Here is a 21,692-nt window from a genome sequence, read left to right on the forward strand (position 1 = left end):
CACGGCATACCATGTCAATACCGTGGCCTGAAAACTCAACTTGAAGTATAGGAGTTATTTTCAAATGCGTAAGTATGGCGAAATTCAAACTGTAGTGGCACGGGAATAAATGTTTATTCAATCTCTCAGCGTTTGATAGCCTGCCCAGATCCGTGTGGCTGTTGTAACCCAACATAAGGTGCCGAATATCCAGGCTATAGTTGAGAAATGCTGCGGAAAGAGGCAGAACAGGATGAAACAGGCAATCGTTTCCGTTCCTTCGGTCAGGCCGCCAATGTAGTAAAGCGATTTTTGTTTATAGACCAGGTTTTCGATATTGAGCTTGCTTGCCATGATGGCAAAAGAGAGGAAACTTGATCCCGTACCGATAAAGGCAAAAATTAAAAATGCACCAGCAACGGCATTAGCGCCAGGATCGGCCAGAACAAAGCCAAATGGCACCATCGAATAGAAAAGAAAATCGAGGGTGATATCAAGGAAACCACCGCAATCGGTGATGCCTTGTCGACGGGCTATTGCACCATCTAAACCATCAAACAATCGGTTAATGAGAATAAAAGCCAAAGCCCAGTCATATTGCTGAAAGGCGAGGGCAGGCAGTGCCAGTAATCCCAGTAAGAATCCGGTTATTGTTACCTGATTCGCGGTGATCCCAATTTTATCCGGTAGGGCTGCAGCCGATTGTAAAGGCCTGCGAATCATTTTAATGGCATAACGATCAATCATGACGAGACTCCTTATTCCAGGGCCAGCGCAATACATTACCACCTTCGGGAATATCATCATCATCATGGGTGACCATCAGCGCTGGAATGTTCTGTGCTTTTATTTGCTCAAAGACAAATTGACGGAAAGCGGTTCGTAATTCCTTATCTAACTTGCTGAAAGGCTCATCAAGTAAAACCGCTTCGGGCTTAGCCAGTAAGGTACGCATCAGGCTGATGCGGGCTCGTTGACCGCCTGATATTTCTGTTGGCATATGATTTGCAAGCTCTTCTAATCCAATTTGTTGCAGGGTTGCAATGGCATGTTTTTTCCGGTCACTTCTCTTTATGTTCCGGGACAGGCCGAAGGCCAGGTTTTCCCAGATGTTAAGATGAGGGAAGAGCAGATCATCCTGAAATAAAATTCCAATCCGTCGTTGATCCGGTTCCAGTTCATTCATTGAACGGTTATTCAGCGAGATTTTTCCCTGCAGGGTAAACGTCGGACTTAAATGCCCCGCAACCGCACTGAGCAGGCTGGATTTACCACAGCCACTTGGTCCCATTAAGGTTAATACTTCACCTTGATTGACGCTAAAGGTCACAGACGAAATAAGCGGCACAGTGCCGTTACTTATAGTGAGGTTTTCCACAGATAAGGTCATCCGTGTTGGTACTCCGTTGTTGCTGACTGCGAGAGGAATAGCTTCCTGAGAAGCGACTGGCAATAAGCGCTAGGGTAAAGAAAGTTAAGGGTAATAACCCTTGTAATAATCCGTAAATTGCACTGACTCGGCGATCCTGCCCGCTGGCTAATGCCACGGCTTCGGTTGTTAATGTCGAGATACGTCCCGCACCTAAGATTTGGGTTGGCAGATACTGTGCCAGGCTCACACTTATCCCAACGGCAAGAGCCAGCCAGATAGCCGGCATCATGAGTGGACGCTTTACTCGCCACCAGGCAGACCACGCACTTAAGCCCAAACTGCGGGCAGACTGTTCCAGTCGAATATCATAGGTTCGCCATGGCCCGTCTAATGCCAGATAAAGATATGGATAAACGAAAAGAACGTGGCTCCATATTACCCATAACCAAAAGTGCTGGTCGGTAAACAGGTAAGTGGAAACCTGAATGCCGAATAAGAGAGAAAGCTGGGGGATCACCATCGCGAAGGCGATAAGCCAGGTTGGGATTCCTCGCTGGTACTTTTGCCGGTGTTCCAGACAGCCGATAGCCAGCACCAATGCGATAAGTGCACTGCTAAATGCCAGCAAAATACTATTGGATACCAGCTGTATCAATGATTCGCTTTCTTGTTGCCAGAAACGTGTGCTATAGCGGCTGGGCAGCAGATCAGGAAAGCGCCATCGTTGGGCAAAAGACCAGACGATCAGGACGGGAACCACAATGACAGGCACAATTGTAAAGGGCCAGTGCAAGTAAGCACCGCGTAAGACTGATTTCTTCTGTTTGGATGACGGGCCTGAATATTGCCATTGGCGCTTAATATCGAAGAGCAGCCATTCGATCAGACGAGCCAGTGCTAATACGCCGAAAGCAAGCACAAGCAATATGATAGCACCGACCGCTGCCCGGGGGATCTGGGTAAGATCGGGTTCACTGAACCACTGCCAGACTAATATCGCTAATGTTGGCGGGCGTGATGGCCCTAAGATCATAGCGATATCAACCACGGACAGGCCATAGGCTAATACGGCGTAGATCGGCATCCGCATTTTAGGCAACCACTGCGGTAAAATGACTTTCAGCCAGCTCTCGCGGTGGCTATAGCCCAGACCGGAAGCAACCGCCTGTAATTGATTCAAGCGTATTTGATGGAGTACTGAAACGCTCATTAACAATAGAAAAGGGGTTTCTTTAATTGCCAGCGCCAGCATCAGTCCAATGCCATACGGATCTTGAGTGAAAGCAAACAGCGATGCTGTGTCGATGCCTGCCGTTTCAGCAAGGCGGAATAGCCATCCTGTCGGGGAGAATGTAAAGGCAAAACCAATGGCAAATGCGACATGAGGCAGCGCCAGCATAGGTGCGATCAGATGCTCAATTCGCTGCCAGCGCGAACTGTTCCAGTTTGCCTGTAAAATCAGAAAGCAAAATGTGGTTGCCAGTATTGTGCTGCCGACACCCGAAATCAGTGTCAGTAATATGGACCGGCTCAGCCCCGGCCAGTGCAAGGCCGAGGAAAATGCAGACAGGTTTGGGGAATCTAAGCCAAGTGCGGGTAACCAGGAAAACGCTGGGATCGCAATGCCGATGACCCCGGGTAATAAGGGCAGTGCACATATCGCAATGGTTGCCAGGTATAGAAAACGGATCATGGCAGACTCAAAGCGTAAGTGATCTGAGTCGGGTATAAAAATAATAGTGCATATGTATCCGTGGTCTTCCTGATGCCTGATGAATAATGAGAAAGAGTGCCGAGTTTGCAGGATCTCGACACTCGTATTCTAGTTTTACTTTTTACTTTTTACTTTTTACTTTTTACTTTTTACTTGTCTAGAATTAATGCCCGTACCGGCGCTGCCATTCTTGTTCAATGGCTGTCAGCCAGCTTGGGTGAGGCTCGGCAACGGGTTTGAATAATGCAAAACCTCGGCTACCACTATCCAGAGCTTCTTCTTTCAGCACCGAAGGATCACCCCAGATGCTGGTATTGGCTTTTCGTCCTTGAGCTTCAGGGCTCAGTAAAAAATTAATTGCTACCAGAGCACCCTCTTTTGCGGACGCATTCCATGGAATGGCTAAAAAATGAATATTCGATAGTGCCCCTTGGTTGAAGGCGTAAGCCTGAGCGGTTTCTGCCAGCGTACCGTGCTCGATCGCGGCATTAGCTGCATTGGGGTTGAATGTAATGGCTAATAGTAGCTGCCGATCATCCAATAATTGAATGGTTTCGGTTGTACCTGACGGAAAACGTCGACCTTGTTGCCATGCGACCGGATGAAACTGGTCAAGGTACTGCCATAATGGTGCTGTAACCCGCTCAAAGCGTGATTTATCTTTATTCAGTTCAATGGGTTGATAAAGCGCGGGCCTGTCATTCGTCAGCTCAATTAATGCCGCTTTTAAGAAACTGCTGCCATGAAATTCAGGTGGCTGAGGATAACTGACTTTACCGGGAAATGCTTTCGCCAGGCTCAGTAGCTCAGAAAAACTTTGCGGTGGATTATTCAGGGTTTGTTTATCATGAATGAAAACAAGCTGTCCAACCCCCCAGGGGGCTTCTAATCCTTCCGTTGGTTCGGTGAAATCTTCAAAAACCGGCAAGCGCTGATCAACATATTGCCAGTTGGGGAGTTGATCGACAAAAGGTCCGAACAATAACTTTCCTTGTTTCATCGAACGAAAGTTCTCGCCATTGATCCAAACCAGATCGACACTGCCGTCGCTGTCTTTACCGGCCGTCTTTTCAGCCAGTAACCGTTGGGTGGTTTCTGCAATATCAGCCACTTTCACATGCTTAAGTGTGACGTTGTAACGCTGTTTAAGTTGCTTCGCTGACCAGCGCAAATAGTCGTTAATTTCCTGGCTGCCACCCCAGGCATTAAAGTAGACCGTTTGCCCGTTCGCCTTACTTTCAATACTCTGCCATTGCTCCGGCGGCTGAGGGGAAGCTTGTTCCGCACTTACAAAACTGCAGGCTAGCGATAGTGCCAGCCCCATAACTAGTTTTTTCATTGAACGTCCTTATTCTCGTTTAATGCTGTCACTGATTTAATGCTTACTGATTCTTCTGCGTTGACTGTTTGTCTCTTTATTATATCTGACTGGTTTTCTTCTGAGGCTTTTTGGTGCCGCATCCAGGTGTGGTACTTTTTCACCCAGGCTAACAGTACCTGGGGGGCATTTTCCTGTTTCCAGACACCAGCTGCATACTTATTGGCTTCGCTCATAGTCGGGTAGGGATGAACCGTTCCCAGTATTTTATTCAACCCCAATCCGTGACGCATGGCTAAGGTAAATTCAGTAAGTAGCTCACCGGCATTATGGCTTACAATTGTTGCGCCGAGGATTTTGTCTCTGCCTTTCGGAGTGATCACTTTGATAAAACCATAATTTTCGCCGTCTGTGATCGCCCGATCAAGATCGTCGATGCCATAAGTAACCACTTGATAGCTGATCCCTCGGTGTTGTGCTTCTTTCTCGTTAATACCGACTCTGGCAATTTCGGGGGAGGTGTAAGTTACTGCGGGCAATACGGAATAATCGGCTTTGAACTTCTTAAACTGACCAAACAAACCGTTGACGGCGGCATACCATGCCTGGTGTGCCGCTGCGTGGGTTAACTGAAAAGGTCCCGACACATCACCGACGGCAAAAATATTAGGATATTTGGTTTGCAGGTAATCGTTCACCTCTACGGTGCCACGCTCTGTTGTCGCAATACCGAGCCGTTCAAGACCAAACCCCTGAACATTTGCTACGCGACCAAGAGCAAGCATGACGGCATCAAATTCAATAGCGACCTGTTTACCGTTGTTTTCCAGATAAGCGCGTTGAACAAGTGTTTCATTATTTTGGGTGAGTCCTTTAGCTGTAACGGACTCGAAGCGTATCGCTTTATGGCCAAGTCTGATATCAACACCATCCTTGAGCATGCTTGCTTTGACTAAAAGCGAGGCGTCGGCATCTTCGCGAATGAGTAATTGCTCTGCCATTTCAACGATGGTGACCTTGCTACCTAAACGACTAAAGCTCTGTGCGAGCTCACAGCCAATCGGGCCCCCACCCAGAACTAACAAGCGTTTTGGCTGCTCTTTGAGAGACCAGATTGTTTCCGACGTTAAGTAATTAACATCTTGCAGTCCCGGAATGTTAGGGACCAATGGACGGGCACCTGTTGCGATAACAATATTACGGGTGGTGATGCGCTTGCCATTGACTTCTACTTCCCATGGGGAAAGGATTTGTGCTTCGCCTTTGACACAGTTGACCCCCAATTTGGAGTAACGTTCGACTGAGTCGTGGGGTTCGATTTTCGCGATAACGTTATGAACCCGAGCCATCACCTGTTGAAAATTGACCTGTGGCTTGTCAGTAGTAATACCAAATTCATGGGCACGAGCAATTTCAGCCATGGCATGTGCCGCGCGGATAATGGCTTTCGATGGCACACACCCGGTATTGAGGCAGTCCCCCCCCATTTGATGCTTTTCGATAAGTGTGACTTCGGCTTTAACCGCGGCGGCAATATAAGCGCTGACTAAGCCGCCGGCACCCGCACCAATAACCACCATGTTCTGATCAAATTGATCAGGACGCTGCCAGTCAGCATATACACGACGCTGACTAATAATCTTCATGATGATCTTAGCAACGAGAGGGAATACACCCAGCAGCGCAAGAGAGGCTAATACAGGCGCTGAAATAATACCGCTTAATGTTTCAATTTCGCCTAACTGAGTACCCGCATTGATGTACACCACGGTACCTGCCAGCATACCCAACTGACTCACGACGTAAAACATACGGGTACTCAACGGGGTTAAACCCATTAACAGGTTTACCACAAAGAATGGAAACACGGGAATTAAACGCAGGGTGAACAGGTAGAAGGCTCCGTCTTTTTCGATGCCGGCATTAATCGGAGCAATACGACTGCCGAATTTCGTTTGTACCCAGTCACGTAAAATAAAACGGCTGAATAAAAACGCCAGGGTAGCGCCAATCGAACTGGCAAATGATACCAGCACTAAGCTCCACCAGAAACCAAATAATGCAGCACCTAACAGCGTCATGATAGCGGCACCAGGCAGTGACAGAGCGGTTACAATCACATAAACGGAAAAGTACACCAGACTCGATAACAGAGGTTGTTCGGCAATCGTATCTTTTAACGCTAGTTGCTGAGCCTTAGCTTGTTCCAGGGTAAAGTATTGCCCCAAATCAAATGCGAACCAAAGTGCTATCAGGGTGAAAATTGTAACGAGGAGCAAGCGTTTTTTTCTATCCATGAGACACCTCTTGCTATTTAATTTGTGATTCAGCTGTTGATGAGTCCTGCTCATCGTTAACTTGTATCGGTAAAGAGCACAGTTCTTGCGAAGGAACATCAAGTGCGGTATTAAATTTGGCGGATAAGTTCTGGAATGCCGCTAATGCCGTTAACTCGACAATACTATCTTCATCAAACCACTTTTTAAGATCAACGAGCATTTCTTCGCTAATGCGTTGGCCCGTAACCGTCATCGCTTCGACATAGGTTAAAACAATCTGCTCTTGCTCGGTGAATAATTCACTTTGCTGCCAGTGGGCAAGGGCCTTGATTTTTTCGACAGAGTTACAGCGTTCGGCGAGTTTCATACCGTTGGCATCAACACAGAAGGCACAATCGTTGAGTTGTGACACACGAACACAAACTAGAGAGCGGATAACGGGAGAAAGCGGTGATGATTTTCGGTCGAGAAAACCAAAGAAAGCCGCAACGAGCCAGAACAGTGCCGGACGCCTTCCCCAAAGCAGGGCAGGATTTAACACTTTCCCGTAATGGCGCTTTTGAAGCCAAAGTAATGGTTTGATAAAAATAGAGTAACGAGGCTTAACGGAAATACGCACTTTGGACCCTTATTGCTGTAGTTGTTTGGCATAACGCAATGCTATACCAACGTAGCAACAAAGACCGGGCTAAGGGTATGAATATTTCAGGAATTTATGAAATTGTTCTTATAATTCGATTAGTTGGTGGTTATTTCAACACTTCGGATCTCAACTTGCTGTGCAACCTGAGGATCAGATTGTTCTGTGGCGAGTAAGTAGCCGCAGGCCACGACAGGAATTAAAGCGAACAACATGGTTTTACCTATATGGTAATTACGGTACCAGTATTTTTTAGCCCTTATCTTAAGGATTAATCCCCAAAACAGCATTAACAGGTTAAAGGCAGCAATGATGGTAAGAATGTCATACAGCAGATCTAACGGTGCAAGCTGGTTGTAAACAAAAAACATTGCCACAAACGGAGGAAGCAAACTGATAAAAATCAAACTGCGAAGTAGTTTGGGCCACTTACAAAATTTGTCTTTAAATATGTGATCTGTTTGACCTGGGAAAGGCTTGGAGCAGAACATAGCAACCTCTCAGTAAATAATACCGGCCTGATTTTACAAACATTAATATCAATTGACAGCTTATTGATGCATTTATGAGCATCTTTGTGAGAGGGGTTCAATATTTGACACTGATAGATAGATGGCGTTATGAGTCTTATTGTATAAACGGTTTTGGGGGAAGAGAGTTGAGAAGTGTGATTAAAAAAGAGGCGTGATACGCCTCTTTGATGGTTAATTGTTTATGGTAACTCAGACAATAATTCGGTACGTCGCTGTTCTGTAATAACAGACCAATGTTTACCACTGATCGCACCTTCCAATGCCCATAACAACTCGACATTTAATGACTCTTGATGCGTTTGCTGTAAGGCTTTGTAAGCATCAAGTGCGCCAAGATCAAAAAGTTGTTCGATAGTATCAATGCCTGCTTTCTTTAACATTCGTTCATTGGCTAAACGTAGGTTCGGAAGGTCTTTAATACGATTAGGCCCGGTATTGCTTTTGGTTTCTTTATCTTGTTGGGCTGCTGCTAGAGAGCGTTTTGCCTGACTGAGAATTTTACTTGTGTCATTCCACCATTGTTCAGGAATCGCATAATGCTTCGTGACAACAGGAAATCCGCGCTTCTTGTACACATATGGTTCAAGGCCGGCCTCCTTAAATTCTTGCTCATTATCGGCGTTTGCACGCAAGTGTAATTTATCATTCACTACAAGAGCGAACATAGTTTCACCGGCGAAAATACCAAAACCGCCAAACATTGAGCGTGACCTGATACAATCTAAACAGTCAAATAATTTTAGTGAATCTTTTAGTACTGATTTATCCATGCTTCTTCTCGGTGAAAAAATACTTTGAGTCACCTAACATCTGAGCGATGAAGAGATTAGCAGGTTACCTGATAGTTTTGTCAAATGTGTGTGAGAATTTGACCATATCAGAGCAAAAATCCATCGGTAACCCCGCTACCATAAGTTAAGTAAGTTATTAATAAACTACTTGGCTTTTAGGCCGGAAGCTTTGCGTCCCACTCTTTCGCGTGGTTTGCCTTGTTCGTGACGGGACAAATATTATCGTAGATAAGACACTTCTTCAAGTGTTTAAAAATGCGATCTTGATTTGAGTTATTTTCTTTTTTATGTGCTACGGGCATACAAAAAAGGGCATTAGTTATATTTATTGCATGTATTTGTTTGGGTTAATCGATCAGTTTTTATGATGGTAGATTAATAGCTAAAAAGCCGACAAATGATGACATGTCGGCTTTTATTGTATGTTACCGGGATCAGCGGGTTCAGTTTAAATCTTTGACAGATTTCCGGATCACTAATTGAGGCTCCATCTCAAATATACGACGGGCATGACTCTTATTTTTCATGCGTTCCATCAAAATTTCGACAGCCGTTTTACCTAAGCGGCGTTTGGGCTGGTGGATTGTGGTCAACGGTGGTGAAAAATAGGGTGCTAGTTCAATGTTGTCGTAACCGATGATAGAAATATCGCCAGGTACGCGTATACCGGCCTGCTCAAAAGTACTGATCAGCGCCATGGCCATAATGTCGTTGAAACAAAAGATGGCAGTAGGGCGCTCTTTCATTGCAATATACTGGTTAGCCGCGACAACAGCAGACTCACATTCAAAATCGCCTTCGAGAATCCAATCTTCATTCACGGTCAGATTGGCTTCTGCCATTGCTTTTTTAAAACCTTTCAAACGCTCACGGCACGTTATTTTATCAATATGACCTGACAGACAGCCAATTTTAACATGCCCATGCTCGATAAAATGCTTGGTAGCAATGTAGCCACCAAATTCAGCATTATCCTGAATCTTATCAGTATGTGGGCTTTCCGGGCCCCAGTCCATGATCACCATTGGCAGATCACTTTTACGTTCAAGCAGATCAAGTAGCACTTGATCGAGATCAGAACACATAACAAGCAACCCATCAACACGCTTTTCAGCTAGCATGCGCAGGTAGTCACGTTGCTTAGATAAGTTACCTTCGGTATTACAAAGGATCAGGGTGTAGCCTTCCTTATAGCAATACTCTTCAACACCATGAACGAGTTCAGCAAAAAACGGGTTGGTTGATTTGGTTACCAACATCCCAATGGTGCGAGTCGTATTGCACTTGAGGCTTCGTGCTACGGCACTGGGTGCGTAGTTGAGTTCATCAACGGCGGCCAGTACTTTTTTCTGTGTTGCTTCTGCCACGAAGCGAGTTTTGTTGATCACGTGAGAAACTGTTGTGGTCGACACGCCAGCCATACGTGCAACATCTTTAATCGTTGCCATATTTATTCTTCTAATAATTGTAAGTCAGAGGTCTTATCCGACCGATTCTTAACTGATACCAAATTGAGTAACTACGCAACCGTCAATTACCTATTTATTCAATTTGGTACGATAGATATTTCACAAAGTATAAAACGTCAAAAAGCCGCTTCTCTAACGGGCGGCGTAGTATTTTTGTTAGCCCCAAAAGGCGTTTCACTGTGTAATCGCTTGCGCTCACATTTTACTGAGTGTAGCGCACAGTGCAACATTTCTGTTTACCAAGAGGAAATTACTTGATAGACATCAACAATTTTTATGCGATTTCAATAAACTAGGCTCATAACAATGTACCGATAAATACGGTTTGATCGTTTTTGTGAAAGGCTATTACTTGGCTTTTTTGTTGAACCGATATAATTGAGAACCGAATGGGGATCAATAATTAATGAAATTGGTATAAAAAAAGCCGGCATGTAATGCCGGCAAGGGAGATAGTATCAGTCTTTACGACGACCGATTAGGTTATTCTTCTTCTCCGGCAAGGAATGCCGAGTCTAATTGACAAAATGCAACAAGCAGGTCAACGGCTGCGGTATAGAAACCAAAGCTATCTCGGGTTTTACATGCTTGGGCAAAGATTGGCAGCCAGTTCAATAGCATGCTGTTCACAAATGACAGCTGTGCCTGCATTACCTCTTCTCGCTTTTCATCGTCTTTTTGTCGGTTAGCTAAGATAATCAGGTTACCCATGAAATCCAGCTCAACAGCAATGTGGTCTGCGGGTTCATTGAATTCTTTATGTTGAGCAATGTTATACTGCTCCATTAGCTTATTCATGTCCTGCGCCGGTTTGTCGTTCAGCAGGCCGCTTTCACCAACATAAATAGAAGCATATGGCAGAGCGCCAGACTTTGGTGTGCTCAGGAATAAGCCACAAAAATCTGCTGCCAGCTCAAGTTGTGCATCTTCACGCACTTTTAAACGGTTAGTCGCCTCGCGGAATGACTCGACAGGCTGTTTAAGCTCTGGTGTCATACCAAGACCAGACAAGAAGGTGAACATTTCGTCACCGTGATATTCCATCAAATCTTCCGTTGTCAACTCACGAGCTAATAGTGAAGACATCCACCAGTAAATTTCAGCACGTTGTTCGTTGAAAGCAATAAACTCTTGCATGATCACTGTCACTCCAGACACTTAAAAACCTATTCACATAAAACAGGATGTTGTAATGATTATATGTGAATAGGCTCTATTTATGGGTAAAGAAAGGCAATGTTGTTACATTCATCGCCTATAAATTTATCAATAGCCTGCAACTGCAGGCTATTGATATCTTTTCGGATAAAGCTACTCCTGAATACCGCGAGTTACGCTAAGTCCATCGCCGGGAAGAGCGGGTTGATATCAGTGACTTCTTCCGGACCGTTGAAACCCGTTACCGCGGGTACTTTACCGGTATACTTCTCGATCTCTACCTGCGCAGAAGCGGCTGTTGTTGCCTGAGCCAATTTCGATGAGCCGACATCCTGAGTCAGCACGTTTGGATCGCCGTAAGTACAAAGTGTACCCGGTTTACCACCTTCAAGCGGGCTGTACCAGGCACCTTCGTGAATACGACAAACACCTGACTTATAGTCATCAGTCACAACGGCCCCGGCAAGAACTTCACCACGGTCGTTGAATACACGAACAATATCACCAGATTTAATACCACGCGTTTTCGCATCGACAGTACTGATGTAGACAGGCTCACGGTCTGCTACAGAGTAAGTCGCGCGGTGCTCTGTTGAAGAGCAGAGCTGCGAATGCAGGCGGTGGTTCGGGTGCGTACTCTGCATATTAAGTGGGAACTTGTTCGAACGCGGGCCACCGTGGCTACGCTCTGTCTTTTCAAACCACATAGGGTGACCTTGGCAATCATCGTAACCCATGTCTGCGATGGTCTTACAGTAGATTTCAATGAGGCCAGACGCTGTACCTAGTGGTTCTAAATCCGGTTCCTTGCGGAATGATTCGTGACGAACCCACTCTTTGCCCTCTGGGAACTCAATAAAGCCTTCGCCTTCCCAGAACTTCTTGAAGTTAGGCATACGAACGCCCAGCCCACGGCCCTGCAGACGCGCACCGTTATAGATCTGTTCAATCCACTCCATCTGTGTCTTACCTTCGGTAAACGCTTCTTCGCGATTGTAACGACGGCATAGCTCACGGAAGATATCAAAATCATCTTTAGCTTCAAACAGAGGCTCAACCACTTTTGGCAGTGCGATAATACCGGCATTGGAGTGGTTACCATACTGTTCGATATCGTTACGCTCATGGGTGGTTGTGGCTGGAAGGACAATATCGGCAAAACGGCAGGTTGCAGTCCATTGGTGCTCAACAGACACAACCGTTTCCAGCTTACGCCACGCTTTGATCATCTTGTTGCGATCCTGGTGGTGGTGGAATGGGTTGTTACCACAGAAGATAGCCATCTTCATCTCAGGGAATTTCACATCGTGACCATTCCACTGAATGGTTTTGCCCGGGTTTTCGATACAGTCAACGAAACGGGCAACTGGGATGTAGGTCGAGTAACCCTTGTATGAACCATTGTGAATCGGGTCAACACCAGTCACACCACTAAAGCCTGACATAAGCGGGCCGTTTGAGGTGACAGAGCCTGCATCATTGTAGTGCCAGCCGAACCCAAAACCGCCGCCAGGCAGACCGATCTGACCCAGCATTGCAGCAATAACAACCAGCATCCACGCATACTGCTCACCGTGCTGCATACGCTGTAGACACCAGCCGCCAATGATCTGAGTACGGCCAGAAGCCATCTGGCGAGCAAGAACGCGAATGTCGTCTGCTTTGATCCCGCAGATTGTTTCTGCCCATTCAGGTGTCTTTTCTACGCCATCTTTCTCACCGGTCAGGTAAGGAACGAATTGGTCGAAACCTGTGGTGTAGTCAGCGATGAAATCTTTGCTGTACAGGTTTTCGGTATACAGGGTATGCGCAATAGCCAGCATCAACGGAAGGTCGGTTTGCGGGTTAACTGGGATCTGCTCGCCACCGACCGCTTTTTGGGTTTCAGAACGAACCGGATCAACGTAGATGACTTTGATTTCGTTGTTCTTCACTTTTTCAGCCAGCTGCTGATAGTAGGCATACGGGCTGTGATCCGGTACCAGCCAGCCAACCTGGAGATTTTTAATTGGGTCAGAGCCCCAAATTACGATGGTGTCAGAGTGTTCAAGAACCAGCGGCCAAGATGTCTGCTGCTCGTAAACTTCCATTGCCCCGGCAACGTAAGGCAGAACTACCTGCGCGGCACCCGTTGAGTAGTCACCCATCTTTCCAAGGTAAGTACCGTGAAGGCCAAGTGCACGGCTCATCATCGTACCGGCAGAGTGCAGTTTACCAACTGACTGCCAGCCGGTGTGGCCAGCGTATAGCGCACTTGGGCCGTAGCTATTCTGTACCCGTTCCATTTCGTGGTAGAAGAAATCCAAAGCCTGAGACCATGGCACACGAACAAAACGGTTGTCACCTCGCTGGGTTGTATCTGACTTAAAGCCGTGTTTCAGCCAGTCAATACGTACCATTGGGTATTTCACACGAGCGGGGTTGTAAACGACTTCACGTACGCCGTTGATCATTGGCGTAGGGTGTAGGTCTTTCTCGAAAGGAACCGTATCTACCCAAACACCATCAACAACTTTGGCACGGAAAGCCCCCCAATGAGAGCCAGAAAGTACTTCGCCGGTGAACTTTGCTTGTGTTTCTGATGCCGCGATGGCCTTGCGTGGTGCCAGCAGGCTTGTACCCACGACAGTCGCAGCACTCGCAGCAACCATTCCGGACAGGAAGCGACGGCGTGATACGCCTTTATTTAGAATTTGAGTCGCCATATAGGAAATCCTTTAATTAAAATTCTTTTTCAAAGGGCGGGGAGAGTGATTTATATCGCCATCCCCGCCTATCAGGAATTAGTGTGCGCCAGCGCCGCCAGTGTCTTTACCGTGATTCTGGAGGTACTTCAATAATGTGCGTTCTTCAGTTTTGCTCAGACGGTAATAGGCGCTCATCGCATTAAGGCCAGAGATCCAACCGTTTGCAGTGAAGTGCGCCGGGTCTGGTGCGGCATGGCAGGCATTGCACGTTGCGCCGTACATGTCTTCTGCGTAGTTCCAGATTGGCTTAATGTTGTCAATCATGTCTTCAGCGGTGATCCAGGCTTCAACCGAAACGTGCTGCCAGACGATGTCTGTTGCGGTATCAGTTTGTTCTTCGATAAGTTGTTCCGATGCTTTCACGTCGCCACGGATTGTCGCCTTGAAAACGCGTTTACCCATGTATTCTGTCATCACACGGCCTTTACCCGCTTTTTCAAGCCAGCCGTCAACCTTGATTTTCAGCATGTCATCTTTACGCTCAAGAACCGCAACTTCAGAGGCAGGAAGAAGTTTGCCTTCTGTTTTACCGTTGGCATCAGCGGTGGCATACAGGTCTTTTTCACCCAGCGAGTAAAGTGTCTCAGCCGCCGCGCCTTGCGTATTCGCCGTTGCCTGAAGCTCTTGGAAATCTTTCTGGAAGCCACCAGCCATGTTAGGCAGTTCGTGGGCAATACCCTTGTGGCATTCGATACAGTTCATGTCTTCGGCTGCCGCTTTCTTCATCTCAAATGCCGCTTTGGCAGACTGTTTGCTGTGGTCCATATCATCATATGAGTGGCAACTCTTACACGTCTTGGAGTTCTGGCTGCTCATTCGATCCCAGACGGTTTGTGCCATATGCAAGCGGTTATCTTCAAATTTTTCAGGTGTGTCGATCTTGCCGGTTACGAAATGATGGTAGAGATCTTTTGCTGCCTCGAGTTTACGGATAACTTTGCCTGGAAAATCTTTTGGCTGGTGACAGTCAACACAGACAGCCTGAACACCGGAAGCATTCTTGAAATGAACTGTTTCTTTGTATTCCTCGTAGTTCTGTTCCATGGTGTGGCAAGAAGTACAGAATTCGATAGTCGATGTGACTTCAAAGCCTTTGTGGACAACAAACGTGCCCGAAAGAGTAATAATGATGCCGATAAATACCAGCGCAAGAATTGGATACTTGCTGCTTGGTCTAATCAACTTTTGCCAAAGTTTTTTCATAATGGAAGATTCCAGAAATAATGAATGCCTGCCGTAAAGTACGGTGACGTATAAATTTTTATGGTTTAATCTTAAAACTACGATGTGAAAAAGGTTAAGGGTTGGCATGAACAGTTTTGGCTTGCTTATGAGAAATTGTTAACAGGCTATTGTTGTGCTACCGTTTTAATGCCTGCTGAAATATAAATAAAGAGATAAAAATGAGTCATCATGTGCTTGTTGTAGAAGATGAGATTGTGACCCGTACCAAGCTTGTCGGGTATTTTGAAAATGAAGGGTATAAAGTCAGCGAGGCGGACAGTGGCGAGCAGATGCGTAAGATTATGGCTGCTGAAAAAATTGACCTTGTGATGCTTGATATTAACCTTCCGGGTGAAGATGGTTTGATGCTGACTCGCGAGTTACGCAGCCGCTCTGAGGTCGGTATTATCTTAGTGACAGGCCGTACCGATAGTATTGATCGTATCGTCGGGTTAGAGATGGGCGCCGATGATTATGTCACTAAGCCGTTTGAACTACGTGAGTTACTGGTTAGAGTTAAAAACTTGTTATGGCGCATGGGCTTAGTTGAAAAAGCGCGTGATGAAACCATGGTGGAAATGCACGAAGATAACATTATTCGTTTCGGTGACTGGCAGTTTGATATCAATAAACGCGCGCTGACTCATAATGGCTTGCCAGTAAAATTGACCAAGGCAGAATATGAACTGTTAGTTGCTTTTTCCTCACATCCAAATGTTGTGCTGAGTCGTGAGCGAATCCTGAATATGTTAAGTCACCGGGTAGAAGCACCGAACGACAGAACCATTGATGTGCTTATTCGACGGATGCGTTCTAAGATGGAGGTTGATCCGAAAAACCCTCAAATCTTTGTCACTGTTCACGGTGAAGGGTACATGTTTGCGGGCGATTAAAATGCGTTGAGGCTGACTGTTTGCAACGAGAAAATCATTATTTATAGCGGCGTCATAACTTGTAATAAATTAGCTGGCATACTGTGTATGCCGGTTTTTTTTAGTTAAAAATCGGACCTTTTTTTGATTTAAATCAAGTGATGTTACTGGTTGTTAATGGGTTTAACATTCTGGCTCTGCTTAGGCCATCTTGCAGGTTAATTCTTTGATGCACAGATCTTGGGTAAGTTAATGTAATTAACAGAGTGTTCACTTGGTTTGAGTGTGAAGTAGAAGAATATGAATGGATTAATTTTGAGGTTATTTGGCTATAAATAAAGCCTGACAGTGGTCAGGCTTTATTTTGTTTAAAAATCCAGCGTTTATCGCTGTAAAATACGTGCTGTGATTTGACGTATTTGAGGCAGGCTATGAAGGCTTTCTTGAGCGAGTTCTTTCTGCTCTTCAAGTACGCTTTTCAGAATGTCATTTGTCGTTAAGGGATTAGCCAGCACAACACGGAAAACGGTGGTGATTTTGTGATCCCATTTTTCCGGTGTCAAACGTGTACGTGAGACAAATGATTTGCCTGATTCACGCTGTCTTTTCTGAATGAATTTTGTCAGATCATCCAGAGCATCTAGCAATGTAAGCCTGTCTCCGGTATTTGCTGCCTGAAGGGCTTTTTGTGTTTCCGCTGGCACGTAACGGTAAGTTAGCAGACACAATTCAGGTTCAGTGATAAGTTCAAAATCAGGGTCTTGCCTGATCAGTTCAGCAAAGTATTTGGCCTTTTCGATACTGTTGTTGATCAGCATTTCGTAGCCTGGGCGGCTAATAATGTTCATGCTGGCGAACAGCAGCATGGCCATGCCGCTCCGCGATCCTTCTAACGTATGGCTACCCAGATCTTTTGATCCCTTACGTAATATATATTCGGCATGATGCTCAATCGCAGCCACGGAGGCCGGATTCTTGAAAATTACCATACCCGCACCCATCGGTACATACAGTTGCTTATGAGCATCAATCGTTACTGAGTCAGCACGCTCTATTCCCTTGAGTAGTGAGCGATATTTATTAGACATCAACGTTGCACCACCCCAAGCGGCGTCTACATGGAAATGGCAGTCATGCTCAACAGCAATGTCAGCGAGTTGATCAAGCGGATCAATATTGCCTGTTTCCGTAGTACCAGCCACACCCACGATCGCGAACGGCTTAATGTTTCTCGCTTTCAGTGAGTTGAGGGTGGCTCTGAGTTCGTCAAGACGGACACGATTATTGTCATCCGTTTTGACCGGAATAACACAGTCGCGACCAATGCCAAGTACATCTGCGGCTTTCTTTAAGGAGTAATGGCCACGTTCAGACACCAACACCGCCAGGTCATCATAGCCGTAATGCTTCATTGCCCGGAATAGTCCTTCCTGGGCAACACCGCGAAATTCGCCGTCAGGCTTCAATACGTTATTTCGTGCAACCCAGAGCGCAGTGATGTTGGCGATCGTTCCACCGGAGCAAAACGCCCCGAGAGAGTGGTTAGCGCTATGCATCCATTGCTGATAAAAACTCTCGTCTTCATTGAAGATTAAGTTATGGATCATTCCCAGAACCTGACGTTCCAATGGGGTGAATGCCTTTGATGTCTCGATCTTAACCAGGTTTTGGTTCAGACCAATCATGATTTTTGATAGAGGCATCAGAAAATAAGGCAAGGCTGAGGTCATGTGACCAATAAAACTCGGCGCAGAAGTATGCACCGATTGGGCTACCAGCTTGTTCAGTAAAAATTGGGTGTGCTCGGAAACGAAGGTAGGACTTTCAGGAATATCAGCAGAAGAAAAGTCCTTTTCAATCTCAGCAAGCGGTTTTTCACTCGCGGCAATATGGGTACGCAAAAACTCATTCAGGTTCTGCGATATTTTTTGCTCAATCAATCCAAGGGTTGATTCGGGTGCTTCCGGCACTGTAAAAATGCGATGCAAAGATTCTAATGACGCATCGGCTTTTCTGTTATCCACTGCCATAATAAATTGGTACTTTCGGTTAACTTCCGCAAATTATTGCTAATTTAATGGAATTTGGTATCGATGTCTCGGAAAATTCCACATTGATATAGGAATTACTTAATAAACTCAGGTAAGAGTATTGATATTACTCATCGGTATTTTGGCTGAAGTTAAAAGACATAGTTAACGCCAACCGTCATTACAAGTGACTTTTCATCATAAAAACTGATGGTTGAGTTGCTATCGCTGTAACCAATCAATGATACCAGCCCCCAATTCTTCCAGCCAAACGGTTTATTGTATGCGTAAGCAAGAAAAGCCCTCCAGCGGTCATCCATCTGGCGTTGATCAAATACCGGGTTGTCATCATCAAATCTGGCACGATCATAGCTCAAGGTAAGCGCAAAGCTTGAGCTTGGTAATAATTGAACAAGACCGATTTCGGCACCATAAATATGACTAGCCATTGCTTTACCGTCAGCATCTATACGGGTGTAGTTCACAGCACTGCGCAAAAAGCGTTTAGCGCTAATGGTATGGCGGTAAGCTCCTTGCAGATACAGGATGTTACTTTCTCTTTCTAATAACGCTTGCTCTTGTGGTGTGAAATACTCTTGACCACTTTTTTCATCATCAATTTTTTGCTGACCAGCGGCGACTTCGACGGAAAAATCAGAGCCTAAAATTTTCTCATATTGAAAGCGTAAGCCCTGAATGCTTGAATCGGTTTCTTTGCGTGGCTGATTTTCGATATAGGGGTCCTGCCATGTGTTCTGACTAAGCAGGCCGGGCACATAACTGATGCTGAGCATGCCGTTTTGTTGCAGTGATTGACGGTAACCTAATTCAACGTGGAAACGGCCTAAAGCAACATCAGAACGACTTGTACCAAAGAACAACTGTTTATCGGCACCGTCGAAGGTGTAATGCAGCGAGCCCAAAGGGGCAATCAGGGCTTCAGTTTTTTTTTCACCAGGCTGTAACAGGGAAGAGGTTGTTTGATTGTCAGTATTAAACTGTGAAGTCGTTTGGGTAAACCCCGCCAGCAGGGAGATATCGCCGCTAAATCCAGGTTGCCATTTTTGGCCAGGTTGAGCCATAACAGGCGCAGAGGCCAGACAGATGAGCACGCCTAAGTGAAGAGGCTTCATATTGCTTCCTTGTGAAAAATAATGTTATTAAATTATTCTGACTGGTGTTATTGGCATTCGATATTAGCAACCTTTGTCATTTTTTCGTTATAGGCACTAAGCGGCTTATCAATGTTACCCGGATGGGTGAGAAGCTCTGCAAATGCACTACGAAGCTCATAGTTTTTTGGGTGGGGCTTACTTTGGCGATCTTCAAACGCTTTCTTTGCGTAAACACCAAGCGCATTTTGTTGCTGCGACAGTTTCTTAACGTCGTTTTGAGTGAGTTGTAGCCATGATTCAACGGAAAGAGACAGGTCTAAGCGACTTTTATCATTATCTAAATACCAGTCAACGGCTTCGCGGTTGAGTTCAAAGTGATGTTTACGACCTTCTAAAAACCATTCCCCAACCTCCGTTAGGCCCTGATCTTTCTCTACAGCCAAATCAACCAGGCTTTGATACCAACTAAGCGAGGCATCAACATACTGGTGATATTTATCGCTCTCGCAACTGCCAGTTGACGCGAATACAGTACCAGGAAGCAGTACGAATGAAAGAACTACAGCAGGTAACTTCATTGCCTATCCTTTAAATGTCAGTGTTGAACTTTGTGTGATGATTGTAACGGGATGATTGTCAGAAAGAAAAGGATTCTTTGCGGGAATGATTTGTGGCTAACAAATATGTGAGTTGACGATCATGGCAGTTATGCCGCTGTTATTAAAAAAGAGGCTCAATGAGCCTCTTTTTGGTTAATTAGCTAATCTTATGATTTTCTAATATAAATTATTTTCCGTTGCCCTTCATTGCCAGGGCGATACAGTAAGCTGCGCCACCCCAGGTAATACCAAGGCCAAACAGCATCATGATAATTGCACCTGTTGTCATAATTAGCCCTCCAGCTGGCTTTGTGGTTTGGATGTCAGGTTGATAACAACGGCAGTTACAAACATTGCTGCAATCAACCCCCAGCCAAGTAGTAATAAGTCAGACATTTCGTAGCCACCGTAACCGTCAGTCAAGGTATTTGAAAGGTTAGTGACAAGGATCATTGCCAGCATTGCAGGGCTCAGGAAGCGGATACAAACGTCGAACCACTTGCCAATGCTGAATTCAGAGATGTTGTCTGCATATTCACGAATATCAGCGACTTTAAATAGCCAGCCAATCACAATCAATTCGACGAGGCAGCTTGTTAGCAGTGCGACGTTATTAATGAAGTAATCAACCAAATCAAGCAGCAGCAGCCCCCCGTTTGTTGCGAACGCCATCGAGACGGCAAAGCCGACACCACATACAACAGACGCGGCTTTTTTACGTGTCCAGCTCAATTTGTCAATGATTGCAGAGGTTACCGCTTCAATGATTGATATGTGTGAACTCAAGCCTGCAACAACCAGTGCCAGGAAGAACAGCGGACCAAGAATGTACGGTGCCGGTAATAAATTAATAGCTGCCGGAATGGTGACAAAGGCCAGACCGACGCCTGCGGAGACCACTTCTGTCAAAGGTTTTGCTTGTTCCTGCGCCATATAACCCAATACTGCGAAGATAAGAACGCCAGCAGTAATTGAGAAGCCACAGTTAATCAGTACGGTCATGAATGCATTGTTATTGATGTCCGATTTTTCTGGCAGATAGCTGGAGTAAGCAATCATGATAGAAAAACCAACACTCAGGGTGAAGAAGATTTGTCCGTATGCTGCCGACCAGACTTTAGCATCGAGGATCTTGCTGAAGTCTGGCTGGAATAGATAGTTAAGTCCATCCAAGGCACCAGGCAGGAACAATACCCGAGTGATTAAGCCAAGTACCATAATAAACAACAAGGGCATCATGATCTTACTTGCACGCTCGATACCGCCTTTAACACCGGTAAAGATAGCGGCAAAAGTAATACCCCACGCAAGAATCATTGGAACTGCAATGTGCATCTGCACAAAGCCCAGCTTAGTTGGTGAGTTATCACCTAATTGTAAGTATTCGCCAAAGAAAAAGGCATTGGTGTCTGCCCCCCAGCTTTGGGTGAATGAAAAGCCAAGGTAAGAGATAGCCCAGCCAATGACTGCGATATAATAGACAGCAATAACGGCAGCAATAAATACCTGGAACCACCCCAGCCATTCAAGTTTGCCACCCAGCTTAGAGAATGCGCGGGGAGCGGCACCTCGTAATTTGTGACCCAGAGTAAACTCCATGATCATAAAGGGAATACCGGCGGAAATCATGGCAAAAAGGTAAGGGATAAAAAATGCGCCACCGCCATTTTCATAAGCCATATACGGGAAGCGCCAAATATTACCAAGACCGATGGCAGAGCCAACGGCAGCTAAGATAAACCCGGCACGGGAACCCCATTGTTCTCGTTTCATAAACATCTCCTTATGTACTGCTATTCTCTATGAAACTTAATTTTATTAGAGATATATTCTCTAATTCATCGTCCTGTTC

The 21,692-nt window shown here is 45.7% G+C and carries 18 protein-coding genes and 1 riboswitch; of the genes, 1 reads left to right on the forward strand and 17 read right to left on the reverse strand.

Going from position 1 to position 21,692, the window contains the following annotated elements; genetic code table 11:
* Positions 1 to 117 precede the first annotated feature (117 nt).
* The 12 genes from R3289_RS04850 to torC form a co-directional block, all read right to left on the reverse strand.
* The gene (locus tag R3289_RS04850; protein WP_318924363.1) at positions 118 to 726 is read right to left on the reverse strand and encodes a CDP-alcohol phosphatidyltransferase family protein; all 609 of its coding nucleotides are present in this window, start codon (positions 724 to 726) and stop codon (positions 118 to 120) included.
* The gene (locus R3289_RS04855) at positions 719 to 1,369 is read right to left on the reverse strand and encodes an ATP-binding cassette domain-containing protein (RefSeq protein ID WP_318924364.1); all 651 of its coding nucleotides are present in this window, start codon (positions 1,367 to 1,369) and stop codon (positions 719 to 721) included. The genes R3289_RS04850 and R3289_RS04855 overlap by 8 nt, the downstream gene beginning before the upstream one ends.
* Positions 1,335 to 3,044 (reverse strand): thiamine ABC transporter permease, encoded by a 1,710-nt coding sequence (locus R3289_RS04860; RefSeq protein WP_318924365.1) that lies wholly within the window; start codon positions 3,042 to 3,044, stop codon positions 1,335 to 1,337. Before R3289_RS04860 ends, R3289_RS04855 begins: the two co-directional genes overlap by 35 nt.
* Positions 3,045 to 3,228: 184 nt before the next feature.
* The gene (locus R3289_RS04865; protein WP_318924366.1) at positions 3,229 to 4,404 is read right to left on the reverse strand and encodes an ABC transporter substrate-binding protein; all 1,176 of its coding nucleotides are present in this window, start codon (positions 4,402 to 4,404) and stop codon (positions 3,229 to 3,231) included.
* Positions 4,401 to 6,680, reverse strand: coding sequence for an FAD-dependent oxidoreductase (locus tag R3289_RS04870; RefSeq protein ID WP_318924367.1), 2,280 nt, complete (start codon positions 6,678 to 6,680; stop codon positions 4,401 to 4,403). Before R3289_RS04870 ends, R3289_RS04865 begins: the two co-directional genes overlap by 4 nt.
* Before the next feature lie 13 nt (positions 6,681 to 6,693).
* A complete protein-coding gene (locus R3289_RS04875) occupies positions 6,694 to 7,281 on the reverse strand; it encodes a carboxymuconolactone decarboxylase family protein (protein WP_318924368.1) in 588 nt (195 codons plus the stop codon).
* Between the two features lie 119 nt (positions 7,282 to 7,400).
* Positions 7,401 to 7,673, reverse strand: coding sequence for a hypothetical protein (locus R3289_RS04880; RefSeq protein ID WP_318924369.1), 273 nt, complete (start codon positions 7,671 to 7,673; stop codon positions 7,401 to 7,403).
* A 341-nt stretch (positions 7,674 to 8,014) separates the two neighbouring features.
* Positions 8,015 to 8,605 carry a TfoX/Sxy family DNA transformation protein gene (locus tag R3289_RS04885; protein WP_318924370.1) on the reverse strand — a complete coding sequence of 197 codons (591 nt, stop codon included), beginning with the start codon at positions 8,603 to 8,605 and terminating at the stop codon, positions 8,015 to 8,017.
* 122 nt (positions 8,606 to 8,727) lie between these two features.
* Positions 8,728 to 8,834, reverse strand: a riboswitch (cyclic di-GMP riboswitch).
* A gap of 235 nt (positions 8,835 to 9,069) precedes the next feature.
* On the reverse strand, positions 9,070 to 10,074 hold the full coding sequence (locus tag R3289_RS04890; protein WP_318924371.1) for a substrate-binding domain-containing protein: 1,005 nt from the start codon (positions 10,072 to 10,074) through the stop codon (positions 9,070 to 9,072).
* Between the two features lie 504 nt (positions 10,075 to 10,578).
* Positions 10,579 to 11,232, reverse strand: coding sequence for a molecular chaperone TorD (torD, locus tag R3289_RS04895; RefSeq protein WP_318924553.1), 654 nt, complete (start codon positions 11,230 to 11,232; stop codon positions 10,579 to 10,581).
* A gap of 194 nt (positions 11,233 to 11,426) precedes the next feature.
* Positions 11,427 to 13,958: a trimethylamine-N-oxide reductase TorA gene (gene torA / locus R3289_RS04900; protein WP_318924372.1), complete on the reverse strand. Its 2,532-nt coding sequence runs from the start codon at positions 13,956 to 13,958 to the stop codon at positions 11,427 to 11,429.
* Positions 13,959 to 14,036: 78 nt separating this feature from the next.
* Entirely contained in the window at positions 14,037 to 15,203 is a 1,167-nt protein-coding gene (gene torC, locus R3289_RS04905) for a pentaheme c-type cytochrome TorC (RefSeq protein ID WP_318924373.1), read from the reverse strand.
* A 200-nt stretch (positions 15,204 to 15,403) separates the two neighbouring features.
* Between torC and torR the strand changes: the two genes are divergently transcribed.
* Positions 15,404 to 16,117 (forward strand): two-component system response regulator TorR, encoded by a 714-nt coding sequence (torR, locus tag R3289_RS04910; RefSeq protein WP_318924374.1) that lies wholly within the window; start codon positions 15,404 to 15,406, stop codon positions 16,115 to 16,117.
* Between the two features lie 362 nt (positions 16,118 to 16,479).
* Here the strand turns inward: torR and panP are convergent, their stop codons facing one another.
* The 5 genes from panP to R3289_RS04935 all read right to left on the reverse strand — a co-directional run bounded on the left by panP (position 16,480) and on the right by R3289_RS04935 (position 21,613).
* Positions 16,480 to 18,126, reverse strand: coding sequence for a pyridoxal-dependent aspartate 1-decarboxylase PanP (gene panP, locus R3289_RS04915; RefSeq protein ID WP_318924375.1), 1,647 nt, complete (start codon positions 18,124 to 18,126; stop codon positions 16,480 to 16,482).
* A gap of 152 nt (positions 18,127 to 18,278) precedes the next feature.
* Entirely contained in the window at positions 18,279 to 19,259 is a 981-nt protein-coding gene (locus tag R3289_RS04920) for a DUF2860 domain-containing protein (RefSeq protein ID WP_318924376.1), read from the reverse strand.
* A gap of 47 nt (positions 19,260 to 19,306) precedes the next feature.
* On the reverse strand, positions 19,307 to 19,819 hold the full coding sequence (locus R3289_RS04925) for a hypothetical protein (RefSeq protein ID WP_318924377.1): 513 nt from the start codon (positions 19,817 to 19,819) through the stop codon (positions 19,307 to 19,309).
* A 208-nt stretch (positions 19,820 to 20,027) separates the two neighbouring features.
* Positions 20,028 to 20,129 carry a MetS family NSS transporter small subunit gene (locus R3289_RS04930; protein ID WP_318924378.1) on the reverse strand — a complete coding sequence of 34 codons (102 nt, stop codon included), beginning with the start codon at positions 20,127 to 20,129 and terminating at the stop codon, positions 20,028 to 20,030.
* Positions 20,130 to 20,131: 2 nt separating this feature from the next.
* Positions 20,132 to 21,613, reverse strand: a complete 1,482-nt coding sequence (locus R3289_RS04935; RefSeq protein ID WP_318924379.1) for a sodium-dependent transporter — start codon at positions 21,611 to 21,613, stop codon at positions 20,132 to 20,134.
* Between the last annotated feature and the right edge of the window lie 79 nt (positions 21,614 to 21,692).

The organism is Photobacterium sp. (assembly GCF_033720175.1).
Classification (GTDB): domain Bacteria; phylum Pseudomonadota; class Gammaproteobacteria; order Enterobacterales; family Vibrionaceae; genus Photobacterium.